Source organism: Janthinobacterium sp. GMG1 (assembly GCF_034427795.1).
In the GTDB taxonomy this organism is placed as follows: Bacteria; Pseudomonadota; Gammaproteobacteria; order Burkholderiales; family Burkholderiaceae_D; genus Janthinobacterium.
On the sequence record NZ_JAXQNT010000017.1, the window covers coordinates 50,468 to 73,791 of the forward strand.

Below are 23,324 nucleotides of genomic sequence, written 5' to 3' on the forward strand. Positions count from 1 at the left end.
TACTTGGCGATTCTTTCTCGCCAGGTATACCGCATGCTGCCCTTTCTCCTTTTGCTGCTTGCCGGCGTCATCCTCATGGCGCTGCGTTTCGTCCAGTTGCGCCGCGCCCTGCTGCGCGCGCGGGCGGGCGAGACGCAGTTCCGCCTGCTGGCCGAGCACGGCCGCGACGCGGCTTTCCTGCTCGACGCCACCACCCTCGAATTGCTCTACATCAGCCCCGCCGCACAGCGCCTGACGGGCCATGACCTGGCCGCCTTGCAGAGCCACGCGGCGCGCCTGGCGCAAGACGTGCCGGCCCGGCTGCAGCGCTGGCGCGATGGCGATACCAGCCGCTTGACCCTGTTGCGTGAAGTGGAATTGCCGCATGCCGACGGCCACCAGCTGGCGCTGGAAATCAGCTCGAGCATCGTGCCCGCGGCGGCCGGGCGGGGCGTGACCTTGGCGGGCACGGTGCGCGACGTCAGCGCCGTCCAGGCGCAGGAAGCGGAGCGGGAAAAGGAGCAGAAGCGCTTCGCCTCGATGCTGTCGCATGAATTCCGCACGCCGCTGGCCACCATCGACGGCGCCATCCAGCGGCTCGTCTCGACTTCCACGCAAGCGGACGAGGCCACGCGCAAGCGCTACGTGAAAATCCAGATGGCCGTCGACCGTTTGTTGTCCATGATCGACGACTACCTGTCACCCGAACGCATGGCGGCCATCGGCCGCGAGCGGGCCGCCGACGGCATCGCGCCGCTGGCCTTGCTGCAGCAGGCGGCCGCCACCGTGCCGGCCAGCCACCGCGTGCAGTTGGAACTCGACGAAGACTTGCCGGCCCGGCTGCGCTGCGACGTGCCCGGCATGGCCCTGTGCCTGAAAATCCTGTTGGACAACGCCGTCAAGTTCAGCCCGCCGGGCAGCGCCATCGCCTTGTCGGCCAGGCTGGTGCCCGAGGGCGGCGTGGCGCTGTGCGTGCGCGATGCGGGGCCTGGCTTGCGGGAAGAAGAACTGGTGCGGCTGTTCGAGAAAGGTTTCCGTGGAACCTATGCCACGCATCCCGGTGCGGGCCTGGGACTGTACATGGCGCGCGCCGTGGTGGACGTGCATGGCGGGAGTTTGCAGGGGCATAATCTGCCCGAAGGCGGGGCACTTTTCCGGATTTGGCTGCCGCTTCCTGTCTAGACAAGGAAAAGCCTTGCTTCCGCTGAAGGCAACCGTGATAATTCCTTGACGTAAACCTATTGTGCCGTCCATCATGGTGTAGAAGTGCATGGCATGGTTTGCCCTCGGTGTGCTCACTAACGGAAGAATGGCGTAGCAATGACGAAAATACTGATCGTCGAAGACAATCTCGACTACGCCGAAGACATGGCGGAGTTCCTCGTTGAGCTCGAACACGAAGTCCATATCACCAGCTCCGCTGGCGGTATGTGGACTGCGCTCAGCCATGGCAATGTCGGCGTGGTCGTGCTGGACCTGGGCTTGCCCGATGAGGATGGCTTCAACGTCATCCCCCGCATGCGCCAGCTGTATCCGCAAATCGGCGTGCTGGTGCTGACGGGGCGTGTCGCTTTCGACAGCCGCATCCTGGGCTTGCGCCTGGGCGCCGACCACTATCTCACCAAGCCGATCAAATTCCCCGAACTGGCTGCCCACATCGAAGCGCTCGACCGTCGCGTCGGTCCGCAAGATCCCGTGCCCGAGCCAGGCAAGTGGACCTTGAAAGTAAGCGCCCGCCAACTTGAATTAATGGGTTCAGTCATTGCCCTGACGGAAAAGGAATTCAACTTCCTGCACCTGCTGACCATCAACACCCGCCCCGTGCCGCGCGACGTCATCGTGGCCGGCATGGGCGGCGAAGATCCCGATGCGGGCCGCCGCGTCGACATGCTCGTGTACCGCCTGCGCAAGAAAGCCAAGACGGGCCTCGGCCAGGACTTGCCGCTGCGCAGCGCGTATGGCGAGGGCTACAGCCTGTCGGCCAGTTTCAACCTGTCCTGATGATCTTGTTGCGCCGCCCGCAAGTGGTCGGCGCAATAAAAGGGACAGAGTAAACCGGTTTTCCTAGTATTTCAAATAAAACAGGGTCAGAGTCGCGCCTTGTGCAGTAAGTGTGTAAAATCAAGGCCTTAGCCTATCTTTACCGATTCTGCCATGGCCCGTTTGCCCCGCCTCATCATTCCAGCACTGCCCCATTACGTGATCCAGCGCGGCAGCAACCGCCAGCCCGTGTTCCAGGACGCGGCGGACTACGCGCAATTCCAGTCCTGGCTGAAAACGGGGGCGAAAATGTTCAAGGTGGCCATCCACGCCTATGTTTTATTGCCTGATCAGCTACATTTGCTGGCCACGCCAGCCGATGCGACGGGCCTGGGGCAGCTGATGCAATGGTTGGGACGCTATTACGTCCCGTATTTCAACCAGAAATACGGCCGCGAAGGCGCCTTGTGGCAGGGACGCTACAAAACTTCCGTCATCGATCCCGACAATTTCTTCCTCATGTGCTGCCGCTACCTGGAGTGCGTACCCGTGCAAACGGGCCTGGCGGGCCAGGCGCTCGATTACAACTGGTCCAGCTATGCCCACCATGCGGGCGTGCGTCCCGATCCCGTCATCACCGACCATGCGCTGTACTGGGCGCTGGGAAACACGCCGTTCGACCGCGAAGCGGCCTATCTGCACCTGTGCGAGCAAGGCCTGGGCAGCAGCCAGGTGAAAGTGGTGGAACAGGCTGTATTAAAGGGTTGGCCGCTCGGTTCCGACGCGTTCAAGCAGGCGCTGGAGCAGAAAATGCAGCGGCAAGTGCTGCCGGCCAAGCGGGGCCGTCCCCGCAAAATCGTGGCCGAGGCGGACATTAATTGAAACCCATTCGCATTTAAAACAGAAAATGGTTCCTTTCTTATCTTTTATTGAAATTGCCGCGACTATGTCCCTATTAAATTTTTAGAGCGACGGAATCGAATTTAATTCGACTCCGACCCTAATTATTCTGGTTGAGTTTTTTGTTGCGTTGCACTACTCTAGTTTTTCGATAGTCATATGCAGCGGAGAAGCCCATGAAAGCGCAAGGCCTGTACGACCCAGCCAATGAACACGATGCCTGCGGCGTCGGTTTCGTCGCCCATATCAAGGGCAACAAGACCCATTCGATCGTCGAACAGGGTTTGCTGATACTGAAAAACCTCGATCACCGGGGCGCCGTGGGCGCCGATGCGCTGATGGGCGATGGCGCCGGCATCCTGATCCAGATTCCTGACCAGTACTACCGCGAAGAAATGGCCAAGCAGGGCGTGGAATTGCCGCCGCCTGGCGAATATGGCGTGGGCATGGTCTTCTTGCCGAAGGAACATGCGTCGCGCATCGCTTGCGAACAGGAAATCGAACGCGCCGTGCGCATCGAGGGACAGGTCGTGCTGGGCTGGCGCAACGTGCCCATCGATACGGACATGCCGATGTCGCCCACCGTGCGCGCCAAGGAACCCGTCATTCGCCAAATCTTCATCGGCCGCGGTCCGGACATCATGGTCACCGACGCGCTCGAGCGCAAACTGTATGTGATCCGCAAATCCTCGGGCCACGCCATCCAAGCCTTGAAGCTGCTGCACGGCAAGGAATTCTTCGTGCCGTCGATGTCGGCCCGTACTATTGTGTACAAGGGCTTGCTGCTGGCCGACCAGGTGGGCGTGTACTACAAGGACTTGCAGGATGCGCGCTGCATCTCGGCCCTGGCCCTGGTGCACCAGCGTTTCTCGACGAATACTTTCCCGGAATGGCCGCTGGCCCACCCCTACCGTTTGATCGCCCATAACGGCGAAATCAACACGGTGAAAGGCAACTTCAACTGGATGCGCGCGCGCGAAGGCGTGATGAAGTCGGCCGTGCTGGGCGACGACCTGCAAAAGCTGTTCCCCCTGATCTATGAGGGCCAGTCCGACACGGCGTGCTTTGACAATGCGCTGGAACTGCTGTTGATGGCCGGCTACCCGATCGCCCAGGCGATGATGATGATGATTCCGGAAGCGTGGGAAAACCACACGACGATGGATGACAACCGCCGCGCCTTCTATGAATACCACGCGGCCATGATGGAACCGTGGGATGGCCCCGCCGCGATGGCGTTTACGGATGGCCGCCACATCGGCGGCACCCTGGACCGCAACGGCTTGCGTCCGGCACGTTACATCGTCACGGACGACGACCTGGTGGTGATGGCGTCGGAATCGGGCGTGCTGCCGATCCCGGAATCGAAAATCATCCAGAAATGGCGCTTGCAGCCTGGCAAGATGTTCCTGATCGACCTGGAAGCGGGCCGCATCATCGACGACCAGGAACTGAAAAACACCTACGCCAACGCCAAGCCATACAAGGCATGGATCAACTCGGTGCGCATCAAGCTCGACGAGATCAAGATGGCCGAAGGCCAAGCCAAGCTGGACCGCGCGCAAGGCGAAAAAGAGCAGCCATCGTTGCTCGATCGCCAGCAAGCGTTCGGCTACACGCAGGAAGACTTGAAATTCCTCATGGCGCCAATGGCCGTGGCCGGCGAAGAGGCGACGGGCTCGATGGGCAATGACTCGCCGCTGGCCGTCATGTCGAACAAATTGAAGCCTTTGTATAACTACTTCAAGCAGTTGTTCGCGCAAGTGACGAATCCGCCGATCGATCCGATCCGCGAAGCGATGGTGATGTCGCTCGTGTCCTTCATCGGTCCGAAACCGAACTTGCTCGATACCAACAACGTCAACCCGCCGATGCGCCTGGAAGTGGCGCAGCCCGTGCTGGGCTTTGACGACATGGCCCGTCTGCGCAACATCAGCGCCCACACGGGCGGCAAGTTCAAGTCCTACGAACTGGACATCTGCTACCCGCTGGCCTGGGGCAAGGAAGGCGTGGAAGCCTGCCTGGCTTCGCTGTGCGCGGAAGCTGTCGACGCCGTCAAGTCGGGCCACAACATCCTGATCGTCTCGGACCGCGCCATTTGCGCGGACCAGGTGGCGATCCCGGCGCTGCTGGCCACCTCGACCGTGCACCAGCACCTGGTGAGCAAGGGCTTGCGCGCCTCCACCGGCCTGGTCGTGGAAACGGGCTCGGCCCGCGAAACGCACCACTTCGCTCTGCTGGCCGGCTACGGCGCGGAAGCCGTCCACCCGTATCTGGCCATGGAAACCCTGGTCGAGATGGCACACGGCTTGCCGGGCGACCTGTCGGGCGACAAAGCCATCTACAACTACACCAAGGCGGTCGGCAAAGGCTTGATGAAGGTCATGTCGAAGATGGGCATTTCGACGTATATGTCGTACTGCGGCGCGCAAATCTTCGAAGCCATCGGCTTGAACAAGTCGCTGGTGGACAAATACTTCAAGGGCACGGCCTCGAACGTGGAAGGCATCGGCGTGTTTGAAGTGGCGGAAGAAGCGCTGCGCCTGCACGCGCTGGCCTTCGGCAACGATCCCGTGCTGGCGGACAAGCTCGACGCGGGCGGCGAATACGCGTTCCGCGTGCGCGGCGAAGACCACATGTGGACGCCGGATGCAATTGCCAAGCTGCAGCATTCCACGCGTAGCAACAATTTCTCCAGCTACAAGGAATATGCGCAAATCATCAACGACCAGAGCCGTCGCCACCTGACCCTGCGCGGCCTGTTCGAGTTCAAGCTCGACCCGACCAAGGCCATCCCGCTCGACGAAGTGGAACCGGCCAAGGAAATCGTCAAGCGTTTTGCCACGGGCGCCATGTCGCTCGGTTCCATCAGCACGGAAGCGCACGCCACCCTGGCCGTGGCCATGAACCGCATCGGCGGCAAGTCGAACACGGGTGAGGGCGGCGAAGATCCGAACCGCTACATGCAGGAATTGAAGGGTATTCCGATCCGCCAGGGCGACACCATGGCCTCCGTCGTGGGCGCCGAGCAGATCGTCGTCGACATTCCGCTGCAGGAAGGCGATTCCATGCGCTCGCGCATCAAGCAGGTGGCGTCGGGACGTTTCGGCGTCACGGCCGCCTACCTGAACTCGGCCGACCAGATCCAGATCAAGATGGCGCAGGGTGCGAAACCGGGCGAAGGCGGTCAGTTACCTGGCCATAAAGTGTCCGAATACATCGCCAGCCTGCGCTTTTCCGTGCCGGGCGTGGGCCTGATTTCGCCGCCGCCGCACCATGACATCTATTCGATCGAAGATCTGGCGCAGCTGATCCATGACTTGAAGAACGCCAATCCGCGCGCCTCGATCTCCGTGAAGCTGGTGTCGGAAGTGGGTATCGGCACGGTGGCTGCCGGTGTCACCAAGGCGAAAGCCGACCACGTGGTCGTTGCCGGCCATGACGGCGGCACGGGCGCCTCGCCACTGTCGTCCGTGAAACATGCGGGCACGCCGTGGGAGTTGGGTCTGGCCGAAACGCAACAAACGCTGGTCTTGAACGGCTTGCGCAGCCGTATCCGCGTGCAGGCCGACGGCCAGATGAAGACGGGCCGCGACGTGGTCATCGCCGCTCTGTTGGGCGCCGACGAGATCGGTTTCGCCACGGCGCCGCTGGTGGTCGAAGGCTGCATCATGATGCGCAAATGCCACTTGAATACGTGCCCGGTGGGCGTGGCCACGCAAGATCCGGTGCTGCGCGCCAAGTTCTCGGGCAAGCCTGAGTATGTCGTCAATTATTTCTTCTTCGTGGCCGAAGAAGCCCGTCAGTTGATGGCGCAGCTGGGCATCCGCACGTACGATGAACTGATCGGCCGCGTCGACTTGCTGGACAAATCGAAGGCAATTTCGCACTGGAAGGCGCAGGGGCTGGACTTCTCGGCCATCTTCTACAAGCCGGAAACCCCGGACGGCCAAGCCTGCCGCCACGTGGAGTTCCAGGATCATGCGCTGGAAAAGGCGCTCGATCACAAGCTGATCGCGCAAGCGCGCGCGGCGCTGGAAAAGGGCGAGCGCGTCTCCTTCATCTCGCCCGTGCGCAACCTGAACCGCACGGTGGGCACCATGCTGTCCGGCGAAGTGGCGAAGAAATACGGTCACGCCGGCTTGCCGGACGACACCATCCACATTCAATTGCAAGGCACGGCGGGCCAGTCGGCCTGCGCCTTCCTGGCGCACGGCATTACGATCGACCTGGTGGGTGAAGGTAACGACTACGTGGGTAAAGGCTTGTCGGGCGGACGCATCATCGTGCGGCCGAATACGGAATTCCGTGGCTGGGCCGTGGACAACATCATCATCGGCAACACGGTGCTGTACGGCGCCATCGCCGGCGAAGCCTTCTTCAATGGCGTGGCCGGCGAACGCTTTGCCGTGCGCAACTCGGGCGCCACCACGGTGGTCGAGGGCCTGGGCGACCATGGCTGCGAATATATGACGGGCGGCACGGTCGTGGTCCTGGGCAATACGGGACGCAACTTCGCGGCCGGCATGTCGGGCGGCATTGCCTATGTGTATGACCCGGCGGGCGACTTTGCCAGCAAGTGCAACACGGCCATGGTCAGCCTGGACAAGGTGGTTTCTGCCGGTGAACAGCACCTGGACCGCGATGCCTGGCATACGCAGCACCGCGATGGCGTGCCGGAAGCCGACGAGGTCATCCTCAAGCGCCTGATCGAGCGTCACTTCAAGCACACGGGCAGCACGCGCGCCCGCGTCTTGCTGGACGACTGGGCAGCGGCGCGTGGCAAGTTCGTGAAAGTCTTCCCGAACGAATACAAGCGCGCACTGATTGAAATGGCAGCTGACGCCGCCATGGAAGTGCAAGCCGTCGCCGCCTGAGCCAGCTAAGCTCATTGCCAAATGAATGACCAGGGAGCGGCCCAGCCGCTCCCCGCCAGCCAAATACAAAGGAAACATCGTGGGTAAAATTACCGGCTTCATGGAATTCAAGCGCCAGGACGAACACTATCTGGAGCCTGCCGCGCGCCTGAAGAACTACAAGGAATTCGTCTTGCACCTGTCGGACGCGCAAGCGACCGTGCAAGGCGCGCGCTGCATGGATTGCGGCATTCCCTTCTGCACCACGGGTTGTCCCGTGAATAACATCATTCCCGACTGGAATGACCTGGTGTACCGCGGCGCCTACCGCGAAGCGCTCGACATCCTGCATTCGACAAATAACTTCCCGGAATTTACGGGCCGCATCTGCCCGGCGCCGTGCGAATCGGCCTGCACCCTGGGCATCCATGAAGATCCGGTCGGCATCAAGTCGATCGAACACAAGATCATCGACATGGGCTGGGAACACGGCTGGGTCACGCCGCAGCCGGCCCCTTTCAGTACCGGCAAGAAAGTGGCCATCGTCGGTTCCGGTCCTGCCGGCCTGGCGGCGGCGCAGCAGCTGGCGCGCGCCGGCCATGCCGTCACCGTGTTTGAAAAGAGCGACCGGGTCGGTGGTTTGTTGCGTTATGGCATCCCCGACTTCAAGATGGAAAAGTCGCACATCGACCTGCGCGTGAAACAGATGGAAGCCGAAGGCGTCGTGTTCCGCACCAGCGTGCTGGTGGGCAAGGATTTCCCGGCCCACGTCAACAACTGGGCCAAGGAAACCATTTTCCCGGAAGACCTGGAAAAGGAATTTGACGCCGTTATCATGGCCGGCGGCGCCGAGCAGCCGCGCGACTTGCCCGTGCCGGGCCGCGAACTGAAAGGCGTGCATTTCGCCATGGATTTCCTGCCGCTGCAAAACAAGGTCAACGCGGGCGACAAGCTCAAGGACCAGATCAAGGCCACGGGCAAGCACGTGGTGGTGATCGGCGGCGGTGACACGGGTTCCGACTGCGTCGGCACCTCGAACCGCCATGGCGCCGCTTCGGTGGCCCAGTTCGAACTGATGCCGCAGCCGCCGGAACAGGAAAACAAGCCGCTCGTCTGGCCATACTGGCCGACCAAGCTGCGCACCTCGTCCTCGCACGAGGAAGGCTGCGAGCGCGACTGGGCCGTGGCCACCAAGCGTTTCGAAGGCAAGGGCGGCAAGGTGGAAAAGCTGATCGCCTGCCGCGTTGAATGGAAAGACGGCAAGATGAGCGAAGTGCCGAACTCGGAATTCGAGATGAAAGCGGATCTGGTCTTCCTGGCCATGGGTTTTGTTTCCCCTGTGCAACAGGTGCTGGAAGCGTTCGGCGTCGATACGGATGCGCGCGGCAATGTCAAGGCAACAACAGACGGCGTTGGCTGCTACCAGACGTCGGTGGCCAAGGTGTTTGCGGCCGGCGACATGCGCCGTGGCCAGTCGCTGGTGGTCTGGGCCATCCGCGAAGGACGCCAGTGCGCGCGCGCCGTCGATGAGTTCCTGATGGGGGCATCCCTGCTGCCGCGCTAATTAACGAGCAATTGTTCGTTTTTTGCCAGGGCCACGGCGCGGATCGCGACGTGGCCTTTGTTATTTTTACTTGTCAAGTCAACAGCGGCGAAGGCGATCGGGCAGGGACGCGATGTGCGGGCCAAATTTCCACTACAATATCTGACTTTCGATTCATTAGTGTTGTATTCTTCCCCTTTACGGGGCTGTCCCTAGGGGTGTCTCAGCAGAGGTTGGCGTTTCTGCACTACAATACGCCATTAAAATAGTGAGCTTCGTCGTGCCAAATCTTGTTGAGATCCGTGATTTACACTTTGCCTATGGAGAACGTTCGATTTTATCGGGCCTTCAAATGGATTTCCCACGTGGAAAAGTTGTGGCCGTCATGGGTGGCTCCGGCAGTGGCAAGACGACCGTACTGCGCCTGATCGGCGGGCAGTTGCGCCCCAGTTCCGGCTCCGTGAATGTGGACGGCCAGATCGTGCATACCTTGGGAACCGACGAGCTATATCAGCTGCGCCGCAAGATGGGCATGCTGTTCCAGCACGGCGCCCTGTTTACGGATTTGACGGCGTTCGAAAACGTGGCGTTCCCCCTGCGCGAACACACGGACTTGAATGAAGAGCTGATCCGCACCCTGGTGCTGATGAAGCTGCACGCCGTGGGACTGCGCAATGCGGCGCAATTGAAGCCGGCCGAGATCTCGGGCGGCATGGGCCGCCGCGTCGCGCTGGCGCGCGCCATCGCGCTCGACCCCGAACTGATCATGTATGACGAGCCGTTCGCCGGCCTGGATCCGATTTCCATGGGCGTGACGGCGAATTTGATCCGCAATCTGAACGATGCGCTGGGCTCCACGTCTATCCTGGTATCGCATGATGTGAAGGAGTGTTTCGCCATCGCTGATTATGTCTATTTTCTGTCATCGGGCAAGATCGTGGCGCACGGCACGCCGGCCGAGATGGCCGTGTCGACGCATCCGTACGTCAAGCAGTTCGTCAATGCCGAGGCCGATGGTCCCGTGCCGTTCCATTACCCGGGCAAGTCGCTGGCCGACGACCTGGGCCTGCAGACGGGGGGCGGCCGATGATCGCGCGTTTCCTGGCGGCGATCGGCGCATGGTTGCGCAATTCGGTACAAGACCTCGGCTTCGCCGTGCGGTCGTTTTTCATCATCATCGCCTCGTCGGGCGGCCTGTGGCGCCGTCCGCGCCTGGTGATTGAGCAACTGTTTTTTATCGGTAACCGCTCGCTGGTGATTACCGCCGTCTCCGGCCTGTTTGTCGGCATGGTGCTGGGTTTGCAAGGCTATTACACCTTGACCACGTACGGCGCCGAGCAGTCGCTGGGCTTGCTGGTGGCGCTGTCCCTGACGCGCGAACTGGGTCCGGTCGTCACGGCGCTGCTGTTCGCCGGCCGCGCGGGCACCTCGCTGACGGCGGAAATCGGCCTGATGAAGGCGGGCGAGCAATTGTCGGCCATGGAAATGATGGCCGTCAACCCGATCCAGCGCGTGCTGGCGCCCCGTTTCTGGGCCGGCGTGATCGCCATGCCGATCCTGGGTGCCATCTTCACGGCCGTCGGCATCATCGGCAGCTACCTGGTCGGCGTGGTGCTGATCGGCGTCGATGAAGGCTCGTTCTGGTCGCAGATGCAGGGCGGCGTGGATGTCTGGAAAGAAGTGGGTAATGGCACCATCAAGAGCCTGGTGTTCGGTATTGCGGTGACCTTCATCGCGCTGTTCCAGGGATACCAGGCACAGCCGACGCCGGAAGACGTCTCCGGCGCCACCACGCGCACGGTGGTCATCTCGTCGTTGATGGTGTGGTGGCTCGATTTCATGATGACGGCGTTGATGTTTAGCAAGTAATTGCCGATCAGCGACAAACAGCGGGCCTGGGCAAGATGTTGCGCAGGCGGCAGCAAGTAAAAATTATTTAGGATTGTTTATGCAACGTAAATCTTTGGATGTCTGGGTCGGCTTGTTCGTCTTGCTGGGTGTGGCGGCATTGATGTTTTTGGCGCTCAAGGCCGGCAATATGAGCTCGCTGTCTTTCAGCAAGACGTATACCATTACGGCCAAGTTCGACAATATTGGCGGCCTCAAGCCGCAGGCGCCGGTCAAGGGTGCTGGCGTGGTGGTGGGGCGCGTGGCGGAGATCCGCTTTGACGACAAGACCTACCAGGCGCTGGTGAAACTCGACATCGAAGATGGCTACAAATTTCCGAAAGACAGCTCGGCCAAGATTTTGACGGCCGGTTTGCTGGGTGAACAATATATCGGCCTGGAAGCAGGCGGTGATTTGGCCAACCTGGCAGAGGGCGACAAGATTGCCCGTACTCAATCGGCCACAGTGCTGGAAGACCTGATCAATCAGTTCATCTACAGCAAGGCAGCGGAAGGAAAGGACAGCAAATGAGCGAGTCGACCAAGCAATCCCAAGGCAGCCTGGCGCGTATCGGCCTGGCCCTGGCCATCGCCGCCAGCGTAAGCGCTTGCGCCACCGGCACCAATCCGCGCGACCCGCTCGAGGGTTACAACCGCGCCATGTTCAAGTTCAACGACACCGTCGACCAGGTGGCCCTGAAACCGGTCGCCACGGCCTACAAGACGGTCACGCCATCGTTCGTGCAAACGGGCGTGGGCAACTTCTTCGGCAACTTGTCCGATGTGTGGAGCGCCGTGAACAACTTGCTGCAAGGCAAGGGCGAGGCGGGCTTGCAAGACGTCGTGCGCGTCAGCATGAACTCGACTTTCGGTATCCTCGGCTTGATCGACATCGCGTCGCAGGCGGGCATTCCCAAGCATAACGAAGATTTTGGCCAGACCCTGGGCTGGTATGGCGTCCAGCCTGGTCCGTACGTGATGCTGCCGCTGCTGGGCCCATCGACCGTGCGCGACACGGTGGCCCTGCCGCTCGATATCACGGGCGACCCATGGCGCTACAAGGATCCGGTCAATGTGCGCAATATCGGCACGGTGACGCGCGTGGTCGACAAGCGCGCCGCGCTGCTCGACGCGACCAACCTGATGGAAGCGGCCGCGCTGGACCGTTATGAATTCATCCGCGACGGCTTCCTGCAGGCGCGCGAAAGCAAGGTTTTCGATGGCGATACGGATCGCCGCGACCGCAAAGTGCCAAAAAACGACACCAGCGATTATGAGCCGGAGTACGAGGCAAAACCGCAACCGGCCAGCGACGTCCCTGCGGCCACGGCCGCCGCGGTTGTGACACCCGCGGACCTCGTAACATCTGGTAGCAATACCGTTGCCGCCGAGACCAAGCCGCAGGAGTAAACTCCGCTACAGGAACACCACGGCTGCGATCAACGCCAGCCGGTGCATAGCAACACCATGAAAGGTAGAACCATGAAATTGATGAAACAACTGCTGGCGATGGCCACCATCGCTTTTGCCACCGCCGTCCAGGCCGCCCCCGCCGTGGAAGCGCCGGACGTATTGGTCAAACGCATCAGCCAGGACGTGATCGACACGGCCAAGAACGACAAGGCCATCCAGGCTGGCGATATCAAGCGCGTCACCGAATTGGTGGAAAGCAAGATCTTGCCGTACGTGGATTTCCAGCGCATGACGGCCCTGGCCGCCGGCCGCCACTGGCGCGATGCCACGCCCGACCAGCAAAAGCAGCTGGCCGCGGAATTTCGCACCTTGCTGATCTACACGTATTCGGGCGCCCTGTCGCAGATCAAGAACGAAACCGTGGAATTCAAGCCGCTGCGCGCCGACCCTAGCGACACGGAAGTGGAAGTGCGCTCGCAAGTGAACGTGGCGCGCGGCGAACCCGTGCCCCTGAACTACCGCGTGGCGAAAACCCCGTCCGGCTGGAAGATCTATGACATCAACGTGCTGGGCGCGTGGCTGGTGGAAACCTACAAAAGCAGCTTTGCCAGCGAGATCAGCAAGGGCGGCGTCGATGGCCTGATCAAGACCTTGTCGGCGAAAAACAAGGCCCTGGCCAGCCGTCCCGCTGCCAAAGCCAAATAATCGGCTATCATATAGCTCCTGACCCAGTTCCAGACCAGCGCAGCCCGACGCCATGCCAGACTCTCTCGACACCTTGCAGTCCCTGACTTCCCTGACCGTGCACAATGCCACTTCGGCATTGGAGCAGGGTCTGGACGCCATTCGCTCGGGGCAGACGAAGTTTGACTTGCGCAACGTCAAGGCCGTCGATTCGGCAGCCGTCTCCGTCATGCTGACGTGGCAACGCGCCGCGCAGGATGCCGGCGGCGTGCTGGAGCTGAAAAACCTGCCGAACAACCTGAAAAACCTCACCAAGCTGTATGGCGTGTGCTCGCTCGTTTCGAGCACCCTGAGCGCCGACGACTGCGCCAGCGCCGGCGGCCACGCCGAACGCAGCCCGTCCGACCTGCATCATCATTGATCCTGTCCCACTCCCCGCATCAGCAGTAGCTTTCAAGCCGGCAGGCCAGCAGCGCCGCCGGATTGATCTCCAAGTGTTCCACGAATTTTCCAACTATAATTGACTGTTGCGCCGTCCTCGCCTGAAGGCGGCGCCCTGCACCGGCCTGCCGGCCTGGATGTCTCCGGCAACTGGCGCATCACACCAGACGCATTACACTTGAAACAAGCACATGACCGCAATTCAAATAACGAATGTAGAAAAGAGCTATAAATCGCTCAAGGCGCTGGGCGGCGTGTCGCTGGCCATCGAGGAAGGCGAATTTTTCGGCCTGCTCGGCCCGAATGGCGCCGGCAAGACGACCCTCATCTCCATCATCGCCGGCCTGATACGCCCCGACGCGGGCACCGTCAAGATCCACGGCCACGATGTCGTCACGGACTTCCGCAATGCGCGCCGCAACCTGGGCGTGGTGCCGCAGGAACTGGTGTTCGACCCGTTTTTCACCGTGCGCGAAACCCTCCGCCTGCAGTCCGGCTATTTCGGCCTGCCGAACAACGACAAGTGGATCGACGAGGTCATGGAAAACCTCGACCTCACCGGCAAGGCCGACACGAATATGCGCGCGCTGTCCGGCGGCATGAAGCGCCGCGTGCTCGTGGCCCAGGCGCTGGTGCACAAGCCGCCCGTCATCGTGCTCGATGAGCCGACGGCCGGCGTCGACGTGGAACTGCGCCAGACCCTGTGGAAGTTCATTTCGCGCCTGAACCGAGAAGGCGGCCACACGGTCGTCCTGACCACCCACTACCTGGAAGAGGCGCAGGCCATGTGCCAGCGCGTCGCCATGCTGAAAACCGGCAAGGTGGTGGCGCTCGACACCATGTCGGCCCTGATCCGTCGCATCGCCGGCTCGCAGCTGCAGGTGCACCTGAAACACGGCGCCCTGCCGGCCGACCTGCAGCACCTGGTGCTGCACCCGGAAGAACAGCAGGCGCCGAACAAGTTCAGCCTGCGCGTCAACGAATACAGCGAAGTCGAGAAAATCCTCGCCCGCCTGCGCGAAGCGGGCGCCGAGATCGATGAAATGCAATTGCAACAAGCCGACCTGGAAGATATCTTCTTGCAGATCATGGATAAAGGTACCGTATGATTTCGACAGGATTTCGCACCCTCGTCTACAAAGAGACGCTGCGCTTCTGGAAAGTGGCGACGCAAACCGTGGCCGCGCCCGTGCTCACGTCGATGCTGTACCTGCTGGTGTTCGGCCATGTGCTCGACGGCCGCGTGGAGCCGAGTCCCGGCGTCAGCTACACGGCCTTTCTGATTCCCGGCCTGGTGATGATGAGCGTGCTGCAAAACGCGTTCGCCAATTCCTCGTCCTCGCTGATCCAGTCCAAGATCACGGGCAACCTGGTGTTCGTGCTGCTCACGCCCCTGTCGCACTGGGAAATCTTCTCGGCGTATGTACTCGCTTCCGTCGCGCGCGGCCTGGCCGTGGGCTTTGGCGTCTTCGCCATCACTTGCTGGTTCGCCGACCTGTCGTTTGTCGCGCCGCTGTGGATCGTCGTCTTCGCCTTCCTGGGCGCCGCCATGCTGGGCACCATGGGCTTGATCGCCGGCATCTGGGCTGAAAAATTCGACCAGCTGGCCGCCTTCCAGAACTTCCTGATCATGCCGGCCACCTTTTTGTCGGGCGTGTTCTATTCGATCCATTCGCTGCCGCCGTTCTGGCAGACGGTGTCGCATTTGAATCCCTTCTTCTACATGATCGACGGCTTCCGCTACGGCTTCTTCGGCGTGTCCGACGTCAGCCCGTGGCTCAGTCTTTCCATCGTCGCCGGCTTCCTCGTGATCCTGGCGCTGGCATCGATTCGCCTGCTGAAGAGCGGCTATCGTTTGCGCCACTAATTGCGGCATATCACATCACTACATTATTCAATATCAAGGACTTATCGTGACCACCACTCCAGAACTGATCCACGGCTACCTGTCGGCCGGCCTCGAATGCACGCACCTCGAAGTGGAGGGCGATGGCCAACACTTCCAGGCCGTGATCGTTTCGCCCGCGTTTGCCGGCAAGCGTCTGATCCAGCGCCACCAGATCGTCTACGCGGCGCTGGGCGACCGCATGCGCGAAGAAATCCACGCGCTGTCGATGAAAACCCTGACACCTGAAGAATTCCAAGGATAAGCACATGGACAAGCTCCTCATCAACGGCGGCAACCGCCTGAACGGCGACATCGCCATCTCCGGCGCGAAGAACGCCGCCCTGCCCATCCTGTGCGCGGGTCTGCTGACCGCGGGCGACCTGGACCTGACGAACGTGCCGCATCTGCACGACGTGGCCACCATGTTGAAACTGCTGGGCCAGACGGGCCTGAAAGTGCAGCAGGACGGCGACCGCGTGCTCCTCAACGGCAGCGCCATCGATACCCTGGAAGCGCCGTACGAACTGGTGAAAACCATGCGCGCCTCGATCCTCGTGCTCGGCCCCCTGCTGGCGCGCTTCGGCGAAGCCAAGGTGTCCTTGCCGGGCGGCTGCGCCATCGGTTCGCGTCCCGTCGACCAGCATATCAAGGGCCTGGAGGCGCTGGGCGCCGAGATCCGCATCGAAGCGGGTTACATCTACGCCAAGTGCGCCAAGCTGAAAGGCGCGCGCATCGTCACCGACATGATCACCGTCACCGGCACCGAGAATCTGCTGATGGCCGCGACCCTGGCCGAAGGCGAGACCATCCTGGAAAACGCCGCCTGCGAACCGGAAGTAACCGACCTGGCGCACCTGCTGGTGGCCATGGGCGCGAAGATCGACGGCATCGGCACCAGTCGCCTGGTGATCCAGGGCGTGGACGCCCTGCACGGCGCCTCGCACGCGGTGATCGCCGACCGTATCGAAACGGGCACCTTCCTGTGCGCCGTGGCGGCCACGGGCGGCGATATCACCCTGCGCAACGTGCGCACCGATATCCTCGACGCGGCGCTCGACAAGCTGCGCGCCATGGGCCTGACGATGACCTTCGGCGCCGACTGGATCCGCGCCGAGATGTCGGCCCGTCCGAACCCTGTCAGCTTCCGCACCACGGAATACCCGGGCTTCCCGACCGACATGCAGGCGCAGTTCATGGCCGTGAACACCATCGCGAATGGTGCCAGCCGCGTCACCGAGACGATTTTCGAGAACCGCTTCATGCACGTGCAGGAAATGAACCGCCTGGGCGCCGACGTCACCATCGAAGGCAACACGGCCATCATCGCCGGCGTCAAGCAGCTGCGCGGCGCGCCCGTGATGGCGACCGACCTGCGCGCTTCGGCGTCGCTGGTGATCGCGGCCCTGGCCGCCGATGGCGAAACGCTGATCGACCGCATCTATCACCTCGACCGCGGCTACGACCGCATGGAAGTGAAATTGTCGGCCGTCGGCGCGAACATCGTGCGCATCAAGTAAAAACAAGAAAAGGAACGAGCATGAACGGATCGAACAACGGTGACAGCTCCCAGCTGATCCTGGCGCTCTCGAAGGGCCGCATTTTTGAGGACACCATGCCGCTGCTGGAAGCGGCCGGCATCAAGGTGCTGGAAAACCCGGAGACTTCGCGCAAGCTGATTTTGGCCACCAACGATCCGAACGTGCGCGTCATCATCGTGCGCGCCAGCGACGTGCCGACCTACGTGCAGTACGGCGCGGCCGATTTCGGCGTGGCGGGCAAGGATGTCTTGCTCGAACACGGCGGCGAAGGCCTGTACCAGCCGATCGACCTGAATATCGCCGCCTGCCGCATGTCGGTGGCGGTGCAGGCCGGTTTTGACTATGAAAAGGCCGTGCACCAGGGCGCGCGCTTGCGCGTGGCCACCAAGTTCGTGCACACGGCGCGCGAGCATTTCGCCGCCAAGGGCGTGCACGTCGACCTGATCAAGCTGTATGGCTCGATGGAGCTGGCGCCGCTGGTCGGCCTGTCCGACGCCATCGTCGACCTGGTCAGCACGGGCAGCACTTTGCGCGCGAACAACCTCGTCGAGGTCGAGCACATCATGGAAATTTCGTCGCGCCTGGTGGTCAACCAGGCTGCGCTCAAGCTCAAGCGCGAGCGCTTGCAGCCGATCATCGAGGCGTTTGAACGCGCTTCGCAAACTAATTCGCAAGCCTAGACTTATTCAGTAGCAGAAAGCCGATTATGCCGATACAGATACGCAAGCTCGATTCAAGCCAGGATGGTTTCCAACAATCGCTCGACACCTTGCTGGCGTTCGAGGCGGGCACCGATGCAGCGATTGAAACGTCGGTCGCAAAAATCCTGGCCGATGTGAAAACGCGCGGCGATGCCGCCGTACTGGAATACACCAACCTTTTCGACCGCATCCCGCATGGCGGCGCGGCGGAAATGGCGGCGTTTGATATTTCGCAAGCCGAATTGCAGGCAGCCCTGAACGGCTTGCCGTCGGCCCAGCGCGAGGCGCTGCAGATCGCCGCGCAGCGCATCCGCGCCTTCCACGAACGCCAGCGCGAGGAATTGCGCGGCTTTAGCTACACCGAGCCCGATGGCACTGTGCTGGGACAGAAGATCACGCCGCTGGACCGGGTCGGCATCTACGTCCCGGGCGGCAAGGCAGCGTATCCATCGTCCGTGCTGATGAACGCTATTCCCGCGCACGTGGCGGGCGTGGGCGAGATCATCATGGTGGTGCCGACGCCCGATGGCGTGAAAAACCAGATGGTGCTGGCCGCCGCCGCAATCGCCGGCGTGACGCGCGTGATCACCATCGGCGGCGCGCAAGCTGTCGGCGCGCTGGCGTATGGCACGCAGACGATCGCCGCCGTGGATAAGATCGTCGGCCCCGGCAACGCCTATGTGGCTGCCGCCAAGCGCCGCGTGTTCGGTATCGTCGGCATCGACATGATCGCCGGGCCGTCGGAAATTCTCGTGCTGTGCGACGGCACGACGGACCCCGACTGGGTGGCGATGGACCTGTTTTCGCAGGCCGAGCACGACGAACTGGCGCAGGCGATTCTGCTGTGCCCGGACGCCGATTACATCGCGCAAGTCGAAGAGAGCATCGCCAAGCTGCTGCCGACGATGCCGCGCCAGGCCACCATCAGCACCTCGCTGCAGGACAGGGGCGCGCTGATCAAGGTGCGCAGCATGGAAGAAGCGTGCGAGATCGCCAACAGCATCGCCGCGGAACACCTGGAAATCTCGGCGGACAACCCGCAGCAGTGGGCCGAGCAGATCCGCCACGCGGGCGCCATGTTCCTGGGCCGCTTTTCGTCCGAGTCGCTGGGCGACTATTGCTGCGGTCCCAATCACGTGCTGCCAACGTCGCGCACGGCGCGCTTTTCGTCGCCGCTGGGCGTGTACGACTTCCAGAAGCGCTCCTCCATCATTTACGTCAGTGAAGCGGGCGCGCAAACCCTGGGCCGTGTCGCCGCAACGCTGGCGTATGGCGAAGGCTTGCAGGCGCACGCGCGCAGCGCCGAACTGCGCCTGAAGCCGCAGCCATGACGAAGTTGGCGGAGCAGCCGGACTGGGTCAACCGGGTCTATTGCGAAGATGCGCTGGCGGGGCTGGCGCGCATTCCCGATGGCTCGGTGGACCTGATCCTGACGGATCCGCCGTACAACCTGGGCAAGGATTACGGCAATGCCTCGGACCAGCAGTCGGTGGCCGACTACCTGCGCTGGACGGAACAGTGGATCGATGCGGCGCTGCCCAAGCTGAAGGCCAACGGCAGCCTGTACATCTTTCTGACCTGGCGCTATTCGCCGGAGATCTTCGTCATGCTGAAGCAGCGCATGGCGATGATGAATGAAATCATCTGGGACCGCCGCGTGCCGTCCATGGGCGGCAGCGTGCGCAGCTTTTCATCGGTGCACGACACCATCGGCTTCTTCGTCAAGCGCAAGGATTACTACTTCGACCTTGACGCGGTGCGCATCGCCTACGACGCGGCTACCAAGAAAGCCCGTTCGCGCTCGATCTTCATCGGCGCGAAATGGCTGGAAGTGGGCTACAACCCGAAAGACTTGTGGAGCGTGTCGCGCCTGCACAAGGAACATCCGGAGCGGGCCGACCACCCGACGCAAAAGCCGCTCGAAATCATCGAGCGCATGCTCAAGGCTTCGTGCCCGCCCGGCGGCGTGGTGCTCGACCTGTTCATGGGCAGCGGCACCACGGCCCTGGCGGCCAAGCGCTGCGGGCGCGATTTCGTCGGCTTTGAATTGAATCCCGATTACTGCGCCATCATCGAACAACGGCTGGCGGCGCTGACGCAGGAGCTGGCCGCACCGGCCACATTGGCCGTGCACAAGCCCGCCAGGGCGGCAGCAAAGAAACCGGCGGCTGCCAAGAAGCCGGCTGCCGTGAAAAAGCCGCCCGCCGTGAAAAAAGTACCGGCCCGCAAGGCGCGCAGCGCCGCAGTGCCGGAAGACGTCGTCATTTAATTTCATCAGGAGTGTTTGCAGCATGTCTTTCCTCGATCAGTTAATCAGCAATACCGTGCGCTCCGATGTGCGAGCCGTCAAAAGCTACCAGGTAGCCGATGCCAGCGGTTACATCAAACTCGATGCGATGGAAAATCCGTATCCGCTGCCGCCGCAGCTGCGCGAGGAGCTGGGCGCGCGCCTGGCCGGCGTGGCGCTGAACCGCTATCCGCCGTCCTACGCCAGCCTGCAGGCGGCCATTTGCGCCAGACTCGGCGTGCCCGCCGGTTACGACGTCATGCTGGGCAATGGCTCCGATGAACTGATTTCCATCCTGGCCATGGCGTGTGCCCACCAGGAGCCGGGCCAGCGCGCCGTGCTGCTGGCGCCCGTGCCGGCCTTCGTCATGTATGCGCGCTCGGCGCAGTTTGCCGGCATGGATTTTGTCGGCGTGCCTTTGCAGGCGGACTTCAGCCTGGACATGCCGGCCATGCTGGCGGCGATCGAACAGCATCGCCCGGCGCTGGTCTTCCTCGCCTATCCGAACAACCCGACGGGCAACCTGTTTGCCACTGCCGACATCGAGCGCATCCTGGCGGCCCTCGGCGACACGGGCATCGCCGTCGTCGACGAAGCGTATGAACCGTTCGCGCAGCACAGCTTCATGGGCCGCCTGCCCGAGTTCGAAAACCTGGTAGTGATGCGCACCGTGTCGAAACTGGGCCTGGCCGGCATCCGCCTCGGCTACATGTCGGCCGCGCCGGCCCTGCTGGCGCAATTTGAAAAAGTGCGCCCGCCGTACAATGTGAACGTGCTGACCCAGGCGGCGGCCGAATTCGCGCTCGAACACCTCGATGTGTTGAATGCCCAGGCGGATTTGCTCAACAGAGCGCGCGACGATCTGGCGCTGCGTCTGGCGGAATTGCCGGGCGTAACGGTCTTCCCCTCGAAGGCAAATTTTCTTCTGATTCGTGTGGCTGATTCCGACGATGTTTGCGCAAAACTGCTTGCCCGCAGGGTTTTAATTAAAAATATGAGTAAAATGCATGCTGCGCTGGCCAATTGCCTGCGCATCAGCGTCAGCACCCCGGAAGAAAATTCCCTTTTTTACGATGCCTTCAAGGCATCCCTCGTTTAGCCTATCGCCAGAGCCTCCCATGAACCGCACCGCAGAAATCACGCGCAACACCAATGAGACGCAAGTTCGCGTCGCCCTCAACCTGGATGGCACGGGCCAGCAAAAGCTGAACACCGGTGTGCCCTTCCTCGACCATATGCTGGACCAGATCGCCCGCCACGGCTTGATCGACCTGGATATCGAAGCGACGGGCGACGTGCATATCGACAATCACCATACGGTGGAAGACGTGGGCATCACCTTGGGCATGGCCGTGGCCAAGGCTATCGGCGACAAGAAGGGCATCCGCCGCTACGGTCACGCGTATGTGCCGCTGGACGAGGCGCTGTCGCGCGTGGTGCTCGATTTCTCGGGCCGCCCGGGCATCGAATACCACATCCCGTTTACGCGCGCCATGATCGCCGGCTTCGACGTCGACCTGACCCTGGAATTTTTCCGCGGCTTCGTCAACCATGCGGGCGTGACATTGCATATCGACAACTTGCGAGGCACGAATGCCCACCATCAGTGCGAAACCGTGTTCAAGGCCTTTGGCCGCGCGCTGCGCATGGCTGCCGAGCTCGACGAGCGCGCGGCCGGCATCATTCCATCGACCAAGGGCAGCCTGTAAGCGCCCGCGAACCACTGTAGATTCCGAGATCAAACATGAATAAAATTGTGGTGGTGGATTACGGCATGGGTAATTTGCGCTCGGTGGCGCAGGCCTTGCGTGCCGTAGCGCCGGAAGCCGACGTGCGCATTTCCGGACTGGCGCAAGACATCGACAGCGCCGACCGCATCGTCTTGCCGGGCCAGGGCGCCATGCCCGACTGCATGCGCAGCCTGCGCGAATCAGGCGTACTGGAGGCGCTGCTGCGCGCCGCCGACAGCAAGCCCGTGCTGGGCGTGTGCATCGGCGAGCAAATGCTGTTCGACGGCAGCGAAGAGGGCAATGCGGCCGGTCTGGGCTTGCTGCCAGGCAAAGTCGTGCGCTTCCAGCTCGACGGCCAGTTGCAGGAAGACGGCTCGCGCTTCAAGGTGCCGCAAATGGGCTGGAACCAGGTGCGGCAAACGGCGTCCCATGTCATGTGGGATGGCATCGCCGACAACGCGTATTTTTACTTTGTGCACAGTTATTTTGCTCAACCTCAAGAGGCGGCGCACACGGTGGGCGAGACTGTCTATGGCGCGCCGTTCGCCTGCGCCGTCGCCCGTGATAATATTTTCGCGACACAGTTTCACCCTGAAAAAAGCGCTGCCGCTGGCTTGCAGCTGTACAAGAACTTCGTTCACTGGCAACCTTAACGTTAGCTCTCCGGCTTTTTTTCCGCCTCTCACTCACTCTAGACCACACTGACCATGCTGCTTATTCCCGCCATCGACCTGAAAGACGGTCACTGCGTACGCCTGAAACAAGGCGATATGGAACTTGCCACCGTATTTTCCGAAGACCCGGCCGAGATGGCCCGCCATTGGCTGATGCAAGGCGCGCGCCGGCTGCATTTGGTCGACCTGAATGGCGCTTTTGCCGGCAAGCCGAAGAACGAAGGCGCCGTCAAGGCCATCCTGAAGGCGGTGCAAGATTTCGCCGTGGAAAATGACATCGAGGAAATCCCCGTGCAGCTGGGCGGCGGCATCCGTGACCTCGACACCATCGAGCGCTACCTCGACGCCGGCATCACCTACATCATCATCGGCACGGCGGCCGTGAAAAGCCCCGGCTTCCTGCACGACGCCTGCGGCGCCTTCCCGGGCCACATCATCGTCGGCCTCGATGCCAAAGATGGCAAAGTGGCAACGGATGGCTGGAGCAAGATGTCGGGCCACGAAGTGATCGATCTGGCGAAAAAATTCGAAGCCTACGGCGTCGAATCGATCATCTACACGGACATCGGCCGCGACGGCATGATGGGCGGCATCAATATCGACGCCACCGTCAAGCTGGCGCAAGCCGTCAAGATCCCCGTCATCGCCTCGGGCGGCCTGCACAATATCGGCGACGTGGAAGCGCTGTGCGCGGTCCAGGCCGAAGGTATCGAAGGCGTGATCTGCGGCCGTTCCATCTATGAAGGCACGATCGACCTGGCGCAGGCGCAGGAACGCGCCGACGAACTGACCGACGCCGCCGTTTAAGCCTGCCCGGCCGGGT

Annotated in this window: 22 protein-coding genes; all 22 read left to right on the plus strand. The window is 61.8% G+C overall.

All coding sequences use genetic code 11. The features are described from left to right. Positions 1-33: 33 nt before the first annotated feature. The 22 genes from SJI03_RS27730 to hisA all read left to right on the plus strand — a co-directional run bounded on the left by SJI03_RS27730 (position 34) and on the right by hisA (position 23,308). Positions 34-1,161, plus strand: a complete 1,128-nt coding sequence (locus SJI03_RS27730) for a PAS domain-containing sensor histidine kinase (RefSeq protein ID WP_322429325.1) — start codon at positions 34-36, stop codon at positions 1,159-1,161. Between the two features lie 138 nt (positions 1,162-1,299). Beyond that, positions 1,300-1,980, plus strand: a complete 681-nt coding sequence (locus tag SJI03_RS27735; RefSeq protein WP_034780956.1) for a response regulator transcription factor — start codon at positions 1,300-1,302, stop codon at positions 1,978-1,980. A 153-nt stretch (positions 1,981-2,133) separates the two neighbouring features. Then, complete coding sequence (locus SJI03_RS27740) at positions 2,134-2,841, plus strand: transposase (protein WP_322429326.1); 708 nt, start codon at positions 2,134-2,136, stop codon at positions 2,839-2,841. Positions 2,842-3,035: 194 nt separating this feature from the next. Then, positions 3,036-7,736, plus strand: a complete 4,701-nt coding sequence (locus SJI03_RS27745) for a glutamate synthase-related protein (RefSeq protein ID WP_099379204.1) — start codon at positions 3,036-3,038, stop codon at positions 7,734-7,736. Between the two features lie 79 nt (positions 7,737-7,815). Continuing rightward, entirely contained in the window at positions 7,816-9,279 is a 1,464-nt protein-coding gene (locus SJI03_RS27750) for a glutamate synthase subunit beta (RefSeq protein WP_099379205.1), read from the plus strand. A gap of 259 nt (positions 9,280-9,538) precedes the next feature. After that, a complete protein-coding gene (locus tag SJI03_RS27755; RefSeq protein WP_034781028.1) occupies positions 9,539-10,348 on the plus strand; it encodes an ABC transporter ATP-binding protein in 810 nt (269 codons plus the stop codon). After that, positions 10,345-11,127, plus strand: a complete 783-nt coding sequence (gene mlaE, locus SJI03_RS27760; protein ID WP_034780952.1) for a lipid asymmetry maintenance ABC transporter permease subunit MlaE — start codon at positions 10,345-10,347, stop codon at positions 11,125-11,127. The genes SJI03_RS27755 and mlaE overlap by 4 nt, the downstream gene beginning before the upstream one ends. A 79-nt stretch (positions 11,128-11,206) precedes the next feature. Beyond that, positions 11,207-11,677 carry an outer membrane lipid asymmetry maintenance protein MlaD gene (gene mlaD, locus SJI03_RS27765; RefSeq protein WP_070219660.1) on the plus strand — a complete coding sequence of 157 codons (471 nt, stop codon included), beginning with the start codon at positions 11,207-11,209 and terminating at the stop codon, positions 11,675-11,677. Then, the gene (locus SJI03_RS27770) at positions 11,674-12,555 is read left to right on the plus strand and encodes a VacJ family lipoprotein (RefSeq protein ID WP_322429327.1); all 882 of its coding nucleotides are present in this window, start codon (positions 11,674-11,676) and stop codon (positions 12,553-12,555) included. Before mlaD ends, SJI03_RS27770 begins: the two co-directional genes overlap by 4 nt. 72 nt (positions 12,556-12,627) lie before the next feature. Next, positions 12,628-13,263, plus strand: coding sequence for an ABC transporter substrate-binding protein (locus SJI03_RS27775; RefSeq protein WP_322429328.1), 636 nt, complete (start codon positions 12,628-12,630; stop codon positions 13,261-13,263). Positions 13,264-13,315: 52 nt separating this feature from the next. Then, positions 13,316-13,663, plus strand: a complete 348-nt coding sequence (locus SJI03_RS27780) for an STAS domain-containing protein (RefSeq protein WP_034780949.1) — start codon at positions 13,316-13,318, stop codon at positions 13,661-13,663. Between the two features lie 211 nt (positions 13,664-13,874). Continuing rightward, the gene (locus tag SJI03_RS27785) at positions 13,875-14,792 is read left to right on the plus strand and encodes an ABC transporter ATP-binding protein (protein ID WP_099379208.1); all 918 of its coding nucleotides are present in this window, start codon (positions 13,875-13,877) and stop codon (positions 14,790-14,792) included. Continuing rightward, entirely contained in the window at positions 14,789-15,550 is a 762-nt protein-coding gene (locus SJI03_RS27790) for an ABC transporter permease (protein ID WP_099379209.1), read from the plus strand. The genes SJI03_RS27785 and SJI03_RS27790 overlap by 4 nt, the downstream gene beginning before the upstream one ends. 46 nt (positions 15,551-15,596) lie before the next feature. Beyond that, positions 15,597-15,833, plus strand: a complete 237-nt coding sequence (locus SJI03_RS27795) for a BolA family protein (protein WP_034753824.1) — start codon at positions 15,597-15,599, stop codon at positions 15,831-15,833. Positions 15,834-15,837: 4 nt separating this feature from the next. Beyond that, a complete protein-coding gene (gene murA, locus SJI03_RS27800) occupies positions 15,838-17,088 on the plus strand; it encodes a UDP-N-acetylglucosamine 1-carboxyvinyltransferase (protein WP_322429329.1) in 1,251 nt (416 codons plus the stop codon). 20 nt (positions 17,089-17,108) lie between these two features. Next, positions 17,109-17,789 carry an ATP phosphoribosyltransferase gene (gene hisG / locus SJI03_RS27805; RefSeq protein ID WP_099379210.1) on the plus strand — a complete coding sequence of 227 codons (681 nt, stop codon included), beginning with the start codon at positions 17,109-17,111 and terminating at the stop codon, positions 17,787-17,789. Between the two features lie 26 nt (positions 17,790-17,815). Beyond that, positions 17,816-19,141, plus strand: a complete 1,326-nt coding sequence (hisD, locus tag SJI03_RS27810; RefSeq protein WP_099379211.1) for a histidinol dehydrogenase — start codon at positions 17,816-17,818, stop codon at positions 19,139-19,141. Then, positions 19,138-20,079 (plus strand): site-specific DNA-methyltransferase, encoded by a 942-nt coding sequence (locus tag SJI03_RS27815; protein ID WP_322429330.1) that lies wholly within the window; start codon positions 19,138-19,140, stop codon positions 20,077-20,079. The genes hisD and SJI03_RS27815 overlap by 4 nt, the downstream gene beginning before the upstream one ends. A gap of 22 nt (positions 20,080-20,101) precedes the next feature. Next, positions 20,102-21,196, plus strand: a complete 1,095-nt coding sequence (gene hisC / locus SJI03_RS27820; RefSeq protein ID WP_322429331.1) for a histidinol-phosphate transaminase — start codon at positions 20,102-20,104, stop codon at positions 21,194-21,196. Between the two features lie 19 nt (positions 21,197-21,215). Next, positions 21,216-21,806: an imidazoleglycerol-phosphate dehydratase HisB gene (hisB, locus tag SJI03_RS27825; RefSeq protein WP_010402123.1), complete on the plus strand. Its 591-nt coding sequence runs from the start codon at positions 21,216-21,218 to the stop codon at positions 21,804-21,806. A gap of 35 nt (positions 21,807-21,841) precedes the next feature. Next, positions 21,842-22,480, plus strand: coding sequence for an imidazole glycerol phosphate synthase subunit HisH (gene hisH / locus SJI03_RS27830; RefSeq protein WP_322429332.1), 639 nt, complete (start codon positions 21,842-21,844; stop codon positions 22,478-22,480). Positions 22,481-22,534: 54 nt separating this feature from the next. Further along, positions 22,535-23,308, plus strand: coding sequence for a 1-(5-phosphoribosyl)-5-[(5-phosphoribosylamino)methylideneamino]imidazole-4-carboxamide isomerase (gene hisA, locus SJI03_RS27835; RefSeq protein WP_230542019.1), 774 nt, complete (start codon positions 22,535-22,537; stop codon positions 23,306-23,308). Positions 23,309-23,324 lie beyond the last annotated feature (16 nt).